Origin of the sequence: Micromonospora sp. CV4 (assembly GCF_003667455.1) — a bacterium.
Taxonomy (GTDB): domain Bacteria; phylum Actinomycetota; class Actinomycetes; order Mycobacteriales; family Micromonosporaceae; genus Micromonospora.
This window is the reverse complement of sequence record NZ_RCVI01000254.1, coordinates 53,597-63,908: the sequence shown is the minus strand read 5'-3', so window position 1 is coordinate 63,908 and position 10,312 is coordinate 53,597. Positions and strand designations below refer to the sequence as shown.

Sequence of the window (10,312 nt, the reverse complement as noted above, 5' to 3'; positions counted from 1 at the left end):
GGTTTAGCCCGTGTTGCGCATCCCGGCGGCGATTCCGTTCACCGTGGTGAGCAGCGCACGCTCCAGGGCCGTGCCGTCACTCGGGGCGCGGCGGCCGCCCGGCGCGGTCGCCACCGCCCGTCCGGCGGCACCGGACTCCCGGTACTGCCGCAGCAGCGCCACCTGAAGGTGGTGCAGCGGCTCCAGGTAGGTGTCCCGCACCGCCAGGGTGCGCTGGAGCACCGGCGAGTTGTCCAACAGGGCGGGTGAGGCGGTCACCGCCAGCACCTCCCGCTTGGTCAGCTCGTACTCCTGCTCGATCTGCTCGAAGATCGGATGCAGTTTCTTCGGCACCAGCGTCTCGACGTACCGGCGGGCGATGCTCAGGTCGGTCTTGGTCAACATCATCTCGACGTTCGACAGGAACGTGCGGAAGAAGTGCCAGTTGCGGTGCATCTCGGCCAGCACGTCCGCCAGCCCGGCCTCGCGGGCGGCGGCCAGCCCCGCGCCGACGCCGAACCAGCCCGGCACGATCTGCCGCGTCTGCGTCCAGCCGAACACCCACGGAATGGCCCGCAGCCCGGACAGCCCGGCGCCGGTGTTCGGGCGCTTCGCCGGCCGTGAGCCGATGTTCAGCGCGCCCAGCAGCTCGGTGGGGGTGGACGCCCAGAAGTACGCCGGCAGGTCCGGGTCCTCGACGAGCGACCGGTACGACCGGTACGCCGACTCGGAGACCACGTCCATGGCGGCGTCCCAGCGTTCGAGCATCTCCGCCGGCTGCCGGGGGCCGGTGTGCAGCAGCGTCGCCTGGAGCACCGCGGCGAGCGTGAGCTCCAGGTTCTCCCGGGCCAGCGAGGGCAGGCTGTACTTGTCGGAGATCACCTCGCCCTGCTCGGTCACCTTGATCGCGCCGTCCAGCGTGCCGTACGGCTGGGCCAGGATCGCCTCGTGCGTCGGCCCGCCGCCGCGCCCCACCGTGCCGCCCCGGCCGTGGAACAGCCGCAGGTGCACCCCGTGCCGGGCGGCCACGTCACGCAGCGCGCGCTGTGCCCGGTGGATCGACCACTGGCTGGTGGTGATCCCGGCCTCCTTGTTGGAGTCCGAGTAGCCGAGCATGACCTCCTGCACGTCACCCCGGGCCGACACCAGCGCCCGGTACGCGGGCAGCGACAGCAGCTCGTCGAGGAGTTCGCCGCCGGCGTTCAGCTCGGCGGGGGTCTCCAGCAGCGGCACGAAACCGACCCGCGCCCGGCCGCTGTGCACGTCGACCAGCCCGGCCTCGCGGGCCAGCACCACCGCGGCCAGCACGTCGTCCACGCCCATGGTCATCGAGATGATGTACGACTCGATCACCTCGGTGCCGAACCGGTCCTGCGCCTCCCGGATGGTGCCGAACACGTCGAACGTCTTGCGGGTCGCCTCGGTGAGCGGAGTGTCCAGGGTGGACAGTGGCCGGCGACCGGTCAGCTCGTCGGCGAGCAGCTTGGTGCGCTCCAGCCGGCTCAGCGCCGGGTAGTCGGAGACCTCGCCGACCGCCCCGTACAGCTGGGCGAGCACCGCGTGGTGCGCCTCGGCGTGCTCCCGGACGTCCATGGTGGCCAGGTGCAGGCCGAACGCGGAAACCGTCCGGATGGTGGAGGCCAGCCGGCCGACGGCGGTGAGCTGCCCGGAGTTGCGGGCCAGCGAGGCGCGCAGCAGCTCCAGGTCGGCGATCAGCTCGGCGGAGCCCCGGTAGTCCCGGCCCGGCACGTGCGCGGTGCCCTGGCGCAACCGCTGCCGGGTGTTGGCCAGCTTCGCCTTCACGCAGCGCGCCTTGAGCCGGTACGGCTCCTCCGCGTTGACCCGGCGGAACCGGGGCGCCACCTCGGGCAGCGCGTCCAGGTCGGTGGCGAGGCTGGCGGAGAGGTCCAGTGACACCCCGCGCAGCCGGCGGGACACCGAGACCTCGTTGATGAGGTGGTCCATCGCCTTCTCGGTGGCCGCGATGCCGTGCTCGTGCTGGATGGTCAGCACCTCGCGGGTGACCGCCGGCGTGACGAAGGGGTTGCCGTCCCGGTCGCCGCCGATCCAGGTGCCGAAGCTCAACGGGCGGGCCGTCGGCGAGGTCTCCACGCCGAGCGTGCGCAGCGTGTCGGCCAGGTCGTCGAGCACCTGCGGGGCGGCCTCGGCGTACAGGTCACGCAGGTAGTAGATCGCGTTGCGGGCCTCGTCGGTCGGGTCCGGCCGGTCCAGCCGCAGCTCGTCGGTCTGCCACATCAGGTCCAGCAGCTCGGCCAGCCGGCGGTTCGCCGGGCCCTCGTCGCTGGCGCCGTACAGGATCGCGTTGGCGGTCTCGGTGTCCAGCTCGTCCGCGATGGCCCGCAGCTTCGACAGGATCGACCGGCGGGCCGCCTCGGTCGGGTGCGCGGTGAAGACCGGCCGGACCGCCAGCCGACGGGCCGCGGCGGCGATCTCCTCGGCCGGCACCCCGCGCTCGGCGATCATCTTGGCCGCCTGGTCCAGCCAGCCGCCCTGCACGGCGCGGCGGCGGCGCAGGTCCCGCGCACGGTGCACCTGCTCGGTGATGTTGGCCAGGTGGAAGTAGGTGGAGAAGGCGCGGGCCAACTTGGTGCCGGTGGTCACGTCCAACCCGCCGAGCCGCTGGGCGGCCGCCGGGGCGTCGGTGCGGACCTGGGCGCGGATCTCCTCGACGAGGTCGAGCAGTGGCCGGCCCTCCTGGCGGGCCAGGGTCTGCCCGAGGAGGGTGCCGAGCCGGCGGATGTCGGCGCGCAGCGCGGCGTCCGGGCCGTCGTGGTCGTGCTGGTCGGTCACGATGCGCTCCTTACGTGAGTACGAAGGACAGCGCTGTCCGACTCCCTGGATGGTATCCGCGCCGGGCCGGATGGCAGGAGGGGCTCTCCGAATGGTGCGCCGTGACGCGGAACACCTCGGAGATACCCTTTGATCATGGTGTCCCCGAACTATCCCGCCAAGCCGAAGCCGGGCGACCGGGTCGCCGTCGTCTCACCCTCCGCCGGTCTGCCGGGTCTCTTCCCGCACGTGTACGAGCTGGGGCTGCGTCGGCTGCGCGAGGAGTTCGGCCTGGAACCGGTGGAGTATCCGACCACCCGGGTGATGGGGGCCGACCCGCGCGATCGCGCCCGCGACCTCACCGCCGCCTTCGCCGACCCGAGCATCACCGCCGTGCTCGCCACCGTCGGAGGAGACGACCTGATCACGGTCACCCCGCACCTCGACGATGACGTGCTGCGGGCCAACCTCAAGCCCTACTTCGGCTACTCCGACAACACCAACGTGCTCAACCACCTCTACCGGCTGGGGATGGTGGCGTACCACGGCGGGTCGGTGCTGGTGCATCTCGGCCGGTCCGGCGCGCCGCACCCGTTGACCTTCGACTCGCTGCGCGCCGCGCTGTTCACCTCGGGATGGTACGAGCTGACCCCGGCGACCGAGTGGGGCGACGAGCCGCGCGACTGGCAGGATCCGGCGACGCTCGCCGACGAGCCGGTGATGTACCCCGGAGAGGGCTGGCACTGGCACGGGCCGGCGCGGGTGGTGCAGGGGCGGACCTGGGGCGGCTGCCTGGAGATCATCGGATGGCTGCTGGCCGCCGACCGGGTCCCCTCGACCGCCGAGCTGGCCGGCTCGGTGCTGATCCTCGAAACGTCCGAAGAAATGCCCAGCGCGCAGGAGGTCTTCCGTACCGTGCGCAACGTGGGCGAGCGCGGGCTGCTCGCCGCCTTCCCGGCGATCGTGGTCGGCCGACCCAAGGCGTGGGACTTCGACCGACGGCACAGCCTGGACGAGCGGCGGGCCTGGTGCGAGGCGCAGCGGGCGGCGATCCTCCGGGCCGTGGCACCGTACGCCGACGACCCGGTGGTGGTCTTCGACGTCGACCTCGGGCACACCGACCCGCAACTGATCATCCCGTACGGCGGAGAGGTCCTGGTCGACGCCGAGGCCCACCGCATCGCGGTCCGCTACTGATTCCGTCCGGCTGCCCGCCGGCCCGTGCGCGGTGTCAGCGTCCTCAGCGGTGTCAGCGTGCTCAGCTGTCGACGACGGCGAAGGCGCGGACCGGGAACGTGCCCATGCCGGCCACCATCGGTGGGGCCGCGGTGAACCGGAAGCCGCTCGGCGGCAGGGCGTCCAAGCCGGTCAGGTGCTCCACGATCGGGATGCCCGCGGCGAGCAGCGCGCTGTGCGCGGGGCGCTCACCGCCGGCCGCCGGGCCCATGTCGTCGATGTTGATCGAGTCGATGCCGACCAGGGCCGCCCCGGCGTCGACCAGCGCCCGGGCAGCGTCACCGGTCAGGTACGGCGCCTCCGGCGAGCCGTACCGCTCGGTGCCGAAGTGCGCGGCCCAGCCGGTGTGCAGCAGCACGGCACGCCCGGCCACCTCGTACGGAGCCAGCATCAGCCGGTCCACCGCCCGGGTGCCGGGCGGCACCCGGACCACCACGCCGGGCAGGTCCGCGAAACAGTCCAGCGGCAGCGCCGTCAGGTCGTCGCCGTCGGCCCAACGGTGGGCGGGGGTGTCGAGGTACGTGCCGGTGTTGGCGATCATGTCGATCCGGGCCACGCGGAACTCGGTGCCCGGCGCGTAGTTCGCCCGGGACGCCGCGAAGGTCAGCCAGTCGGCGATCTGCGGTCCCGGCCAGCCGGGCAGGGTGGTCATCCCGTCGTGGATCACGTGGCTCAGCTCGACCAGCCGACGGCCGGTGTCGGCTGCACCGACGGCGACGCCCCGACCGCCCTTGTGCGGCTCCTCGATGATCGTCTTCGCGCTGATCCGTACGTCGGCGACCATCAACAAGCCGAGGTGCCGGACGAACAACGCGGCCAGGTCCTCGTCGGTGATCTCCCGACCCGGGATGTCCAGCCGGAACCCCTCGGTGCGCAGCCCGCCGCCGACAACGAAGGGGCCGGTCGACCGGTGCTGGCGGTGACCGCCACCACCCGCGAGGCCGACGATCTGGTTGCCGCGCTGGGCGGGCTGCTGCCGGCGGAGCAGGTGGTGGTCTTCCCGTCGTGGGAGACGCTGCCGCACGAGCGGCTGTCGCCACGCTCGGACACGGTGGGCCGGCGACTGGCCGTGCTGCGCCGGTTGGCGCACCCGGAGTCGGCCGACGCGCACGGCAGCACCGGGCCGCTGCGGGTGGTCGTGGCCCCGGTCCGCTCGCTGCTCCAACCGCAGCTCAAGGGGCTCGGTGACCTGGAGCCGGTGCAGCTCGCCGCGGGCGAGGAGGCGGACCTCGAGGAGGTCGCCCGTCGGCTGATCGACATGGCGTACGCCCGGGTCGACCTGGTCACCAAGCGCGGCGAGTTCGCGGTGCGCGGCGGCATCCTGGACGTCTTCCCGCCCACCGACGAGCACCCGTCCCGGGTGGAGTTCTGGGGCGACGAGGTGGAGGAGATCCGCACCTTCGCCGTCGCCGACCAGCGGACCATCGAGCAGGTTCCGCTGCTCTGGGCGCCGCCGTGCCGGGAGTTGCTGCTCACCCCGTCGGTCCGCGAGCGGGCCGCCGCACTCGCCGAGCAGCACCCGGAGTTGGCCGAGATCCTGGACAAGCTGGCCGAGGGCATCCCGGTGGAGGGGATGGAGTCGCTGGCACCGGTGCTGGTCGGCCCCGACTCGCTGGAGTTGCTGCTGGACGCCATGCCGTCCGGCACCCACGTGCTGCTGTGCGACCCGGAGCGGATCCGCACCCGGGCGCACGACCTGGTGCGTACCTCGGAGGAGTTTCTCCAGGCCAGTTGGGCCGCCGCCGCGGTCGGTGGCCAGGCGCCGGTGGATGTCGGCGCCGCGGCCTTCCGGACCCTGGCCGAGGTGCGCGCCACCGCCGGCAAGCTCGGGCAGCCGTGGTGGACGCTGTCCCCGTTCGGCCTGGTCGAAGCGGAGACCGCCGAGACGCGGCAGCCCTGGGAGGACGCGCCGGAGCAGGCCGCCGTCACTCCGGACGACGCCATCGCGGTGACGCTGTCCGCCCAGCCGGCCCCGCTGTACCACGGCGAGACCGCGCGTGTCGTCGACGACCTCAAGCGCTGGGCCGGCGAGGGCTGGTCGATCGCGCTGGTCTTCGAGGGTCACGGCCCCGCCCAGCGGGCGGTGGAGGTGCTGCGCGACGCCGGCCTGGGCGCCCGGTTGACCGAGGAGGTGCCGACCGCGCCCGTCCCCGGCGAGCTGGTGGTCACCTGCGGCGCGCTGAGCAGTGGCTTCGTCGACGAGGCGTCCCGTTTCGTGCTGCTCACCGGCAACGACGTCACCGGGGGTCGGGGCACGTCCACGCGGGACATGCGCAAGATGCCGAGCCGGCGACGCAACACCATCGACCCGCTGGAGCTCAAGGCCGGCGACCACGTGGTGCACGAGCAGCACGGCATCGGCCGGTACGTCGAGCTGGTGCAGCGCACCGTCAACGGCGCCAGCCGGGAATACCTGGTCATCGAGTACGCGGCCAGCAAGCGCGGTCAGCCCGGCGACCGGCTCTTCGTGCCGACCGATCAGCTCGACCAGCTCTCCCGCTACGTGGGTGGCGAGCAGCCGACCCTGCACAAGATGGGCGGCTCGGACTGGCAGAAGTCCAAGGCCCGGGCGCGCAAGGCGGTCCGGGAGATCGCCGCGCAGCTGATCCAGCTCTACGCCGCCCGCAAGGCGTCCAAGGGCCACTCGTTCGGCCCGGACACCCCGTGGCAGCGGGAGTTGGAGGACGCGTTCCCCTGGCAGGAGACGCCGGATCAGCTCGCCGCGATCGACGAGGTCAAGCGGGACATGGAGCAGACCGTCCCGATGGACCGGTTGATCTGCGGCGACGTCGGCTACGGCAAGACCGAGATCGCGGTCCGGGCGGCGTTCAAGGCGGTGCAGGACGGCAAGCAGGTGGCGGTGCTGGTGCCGACGACGCTGCTGGTGCAGCAGCACTACAACACGTTCGCCGAGCGGATGAGCCAGTTCCCGGTGGTGATCCGGCAGCTGTCCCGGTTCCAGACCCCGAAGGAGACCGAGCGGACGCTGGAGATGGTCGCCGACGGCACCGTCGACATCGTCATCGGCACCCACCGGCTGCTCCAGACCGCCACCCGGTTCAAGCAGCTGGGTCTGGTGATCGTCGATGAGGAGCAGCGCTTCGGTGTCGAGCACAAGGAGCACCTGAAGACGCTGCGCGCCTCGGTCGACGTGCTGAGCATGTCGGCCACCCCGATCCCGCGCACCCTGGAGATGGCGATCACCGGCATCCGGGAGATGTCCACCATCGCCACCCCGCCGGAGGAGCGGCACCCGGTGCTCACCTTCGTCGGCGCGCAGGACGACCGGCAGGTGGCCGCGTCCATCCACCGCGAGCTGCTCCGCGACGGGCAGGTCTTCTACCTGCACAACCGGGTCGAGTCGATCGACCGGGCGGCGCGTCGGCTGCGTGAGCTGGTGCCCGAGGCGCGGGTCGCGGTGGCGCACGGCCAGATGGGCGAGGAGGCCCTGGAGAAGGTCATGGTCGGCTTCTGGGAGAAGGAGTTCGACGTGCTGGTCTGCACCACGATCGTGGAGTCGGGCATCGACATCCCGAACGCCAACACCCTGATCGTGGAGCGGGCGGACCTGCTCGGCCTGGCCCAGTTGCACCAGATCCGCGGCCGGGTCGGCCGGGGTCGGGAGCGGGCGTACGCGTACTTCCTCTACCCGCCGGAGAAGCCGCTCACCGAGCACGCCCACGAGCGGTTGGCGACCATCGCCCAGCACACCGAGTTGGGCGCGGGCATGTACGTGGCGATGAAGGACCTGGAGATCCGGGGCGCCGGCAACCTGCTCGGCGGCGAGCAGTCCGGGCACATCGAGGGCGTCGGCTTCGACCTGTACGTGCGGATGGTCGGCGAGGCGGTCTCGGCGTTCAAGGGTGAGCGGCCCGAGGAGGAGGCCGACGTCAAGATCGACCTGCCGGTCGACGCGCATCTGCCGCACGACTACGTGAGCGTGGAGCGCCTGCGGTTGGAGATGTACCGCAAGCTCGCCGAGGCGCGCGACGAGGAGCGGCTGCGCGAGATGGTCGCCGAGATGACCGACCGGTACGGCGAGCCGCCGGCCCCGGTGCAGAACCTGGTCGCGGTGGCCCGGTTCCGCCTGCTGGCCCGGCGGTACGGCCTGGCCGACGTGTCGATGCAGGGCAAGCACGTCCGGTTCGGGCCGTTGCCGCTGCCCGACTCGAAGCAGCTGCGGCTCAAGCGTTACCACCCGGACGCGGTCTACAAGCAGGCGACCGACCAGGTCAGCGTGCCCCGGCCCAGCACGCGCCGGGTCGGTGGCGAGCCGCTGCGCGACCAGGCCCTGCTGGAGTGGTGCGCCCAACTGCTCTCCGACGTGCTGGGCGCCCCCGCTCCGGCTGTGCCGGCGGGAGCGACCGCCTGAGCCCGGGGGTTTCGATCAGGGTGGTGTCGGGCGCGCCGGCGCCATCCTGGTCGCCCCGGGCCTGTGCGGTGGGGGGCGTCACAGCGACGCGTCCTGCCGTGAGAGAGTGACCGTCATGCGTGCTCGCCGTCTTGTCGCCGTCGCCAGCGTGGCGGTCGGTCTCGTCGCCCTGTCCGGTTGCCGTGCCGAGCCCGGTATCGCCGCCTACGTCGGTGACCACCGCATCACCGATGACCGGGTCGCCGCCGTGCTGAAGGATCTGCGCGACAAGAACCCGAAGCCGACCGCGTCGCCGACCGCGTCGCCCACCACCGCGGGCCAGCCCGCGCCGCCGGAGCCGCAGCTGCCCGGCGCCGTTCAGGTGGCCAGCGTGCTGGTGCTGAGTGAGGTGTGCGAGCGGATCTCCGCCGAGAAGAACTACCAGCCGCGCGGCCAGGTGCCGCGCGAGCAGGTCGCTGAGGTTCTCGGGCTGGAGCCCGGGACCGGGTACGTGCGGGAGATGGCCGACCTCTACACCTGCCTGTCCGGTGTGCCGTCCGAGCCGGTCGCGCCGACCGCGCAGGAGATGGCCACCCTCATCGGGGTCGGCCGCGAGGCGGGCCAGATCCCGGCCAACATGACCGACGAGGACGCCGCCCGCCAACTCGACGGCGAGCAGCTGCGCGGCGCGCTGGCCACCCGACGGTCGTTGGTCGAGGCGGCCGAAGGCTACGACGTGACGGTCAGCCCCCGCTACCGCCCACTCGAGTTCCCGGTGCTGAGCTTCCCCGGTGACGTGCCCGCCGTGAGCGTGCCGCTGGGTGAGCTGGGCTCCGACGCGGTCACCGACATCTCCACCCCGGAGCCGGTCGGGTCGACCGCCACTCCGGAGGCTGAGGGCACGGCCAGCTGAGCATGACGGCACGGATCATCCTGCTGGTCACCTCGCCCCGACTGCCGGCCGGTCTGCTGACCTCGGCCGCCTGGGATGTCGTACGCCAGCATCCGGTGCTGGCCGGCGCGGAGAGCGAGTTGGCCACGGCCGTGCGGCAGGCGGGCGCCGAGGTCACGATCGTGGACGGCCCGGCGACGCAGCCGCTGCTGGACGCGGTCGCGGCGCATGGCGCTGCGGTCTGGCTGGCCGGCCCGGCGGGCGACGAGTCCCTGGCCCGGCAGCTGGGTCTGCGGCTGGCCCGGGAGCCTGGGCTGGCCGAGTTGGAGCTGATGTACGGCTCGTGGGATCCGCCGGGCGCCCGGCTGCTCGACGCGGTGGCCGTGCTGGACCGGTTGGCGTCGCCGGGGGGTGACCCGTGGAAGCGGGCGCAGACGCACCGCAGCCTCGCCGGTTATCTGCTGGAGGAGAGCTACGAGGCGTACGACGCGATCAGCGCCGGCGACACCGATGCGCTGCGCGAGGAGCTGGGTGACGTGCTGCTCCAGGTGGTGCTGCACGCCCGGCTCGCCGAGGAGTTGCCCGAGGGCGAGCGGTGGAACGTCGACGACGTGGCGGGTGGCCTGGTCGACAAGATGATCCGGCGCAATCCGCATGTCTTCGCCGGTGCGGAGGCGGGCACGCTGGAGGAGATCACCGCCAACTGGGAGCGGATCAAGCGGGCCGAGAAGGCGCGCGATTCGGTGCTGGACGGCGTGGCGTTGAGCCAGCCCGCCCTCGCCCTGGCCGCGACGATCCTGGACCGCGCCGCACGGGTCGGGCTCGCCGTCCCGCCGCCGCTGGCCGACTCACAGGTGGACCCGGAGGCGAGGCTCGGCGCCAGCCTGCTGTCCACGGTCGCGGCGGCCCGCCAGGCCGACCTGGACCCGGAGGCCGCCCTGCGCCGCACCACCCTCGCCTACGCCGAGGCGGTCCGCGCCGCCGAGCGCCCCACCCCGCCCGCCGACTGACGACGTTGATCAAGAGGTTCGCGTCACTTCCAGGCCTGATCCTGACGCAAACCT

The 10,312-nt window shown here is 72.6% G+C and carries 5 protein-coding genes and 1 pseudogene; 4 read left to right on the top strand and 2 right to left on the bottom strand.

Annotated features, from left to right (window positions below):
• Positions 1-3: 3 nt before the first annotated feature.
• Positions 4-2,790: a phosphoenolpyruvate carboxylase gene (gene ppc, locus EAD98_RS14420; protein WP_121654556.1), complete on the bottom strand. Its 2,787-nt coding sequence runs from the start codon at positions 2,788-2,790 to the stop codon at positions 4-6.
• Positions 2,791-2,925: 135 nt separating this feature from the next.
• Here ppc and EAD98_RS14415 point away from each other — a divergent pair, with 135 nt between their 5' ends.
• Complete coding sequence (locus EAD98_RS14415) at positions 2,926-3,966, top strand: S66 peptidase family protein (RefSeq protein ID WP_121654555.1); 1,041 nt, start codon at positions 2,926-2,928, stop codon at positions 3,964-3,966.
• 61 nt (positions 3,967-4,027) lie between these two features.
• Here EAD98_RS14415 and EAD98_RS14410 read toward each other — a convergent pair whose 3' ends face one another.
• Positions 4,028-4,882 (bottom strand): cyclase family protein, encoded by an 855-nt coding sequence (locus EAD98_RS14410; RefSeq protein ID WP_368666158.1) that lies wholly within the window; start codon positions 4,880-4,882, stop codon positions 4,028-4,030.
• Positions 4,883-4,900: 18 nt separating this feature from the next.
• Here EAD98_RS14410 and mfd point away from each other — a divergent pair.
• The 3 genes and pseudogenes from mfd to EAD98_RS14395 form a co-directional block, all read left to right on the top strand.
• Positions 4,901-8,377: pseudogene (gene mfd / locus EAD98_RS14405) on the top strand (transcription-repair coupling factor); the annotation flags it as partial.
• Between the two features lie 115 nt (positions 8,378-8,492).
• Positions 8,493-9,269, top strand: a complete 777-nt coding sequence (locus EAD98_RS14400) for a hypothetical protein (RefSeq protein WP_121654564.1) — start codon at positions 8,493-8,495, stop codon at positions 9,267-9,269.
• A gap of 2 nt (positions 9,270-9,271) precedes the next feature.
• Positions 9,272-10,258, top strand: a complete 987-nt coding sequence (locus EAD98_RS14395; RefSeq protein ID WP_121654553.1) for a nucleoside triphosphate pyrophosphohydrolase — start codon at positions 9,272-9,274, stop codon at positions 10,256-10,258.
• Positions 10,259-10,312: the final 54 nt, after the last annotated feature.

Excerpts from the sequence above, each read along its gene's own strand:
- EAD98_RS14395 (WP_121654553.1), top strand. The coding sequence starts at position 9,272 with ATGACGGCACGGATCATCCTGCTGGTCACCTCGCCCCGACTGCCGGCC.
- EAD98_RS14415 (WP_121654555.1), top strand. The coding sequence starts at position 2,926 with ATGGTGTCCCCGAACTATCCCGCCAAGCCGAAGCCGGGCGACCGGGTC.
- EAD98_RS14400 (WP_121654564.1), top strand. The coding sequence starts at position 8,493 with ATGCGTGCTCGCCGTCTTGTCGCCGTCGCCAGCGTGGCGGTCGGTCTC.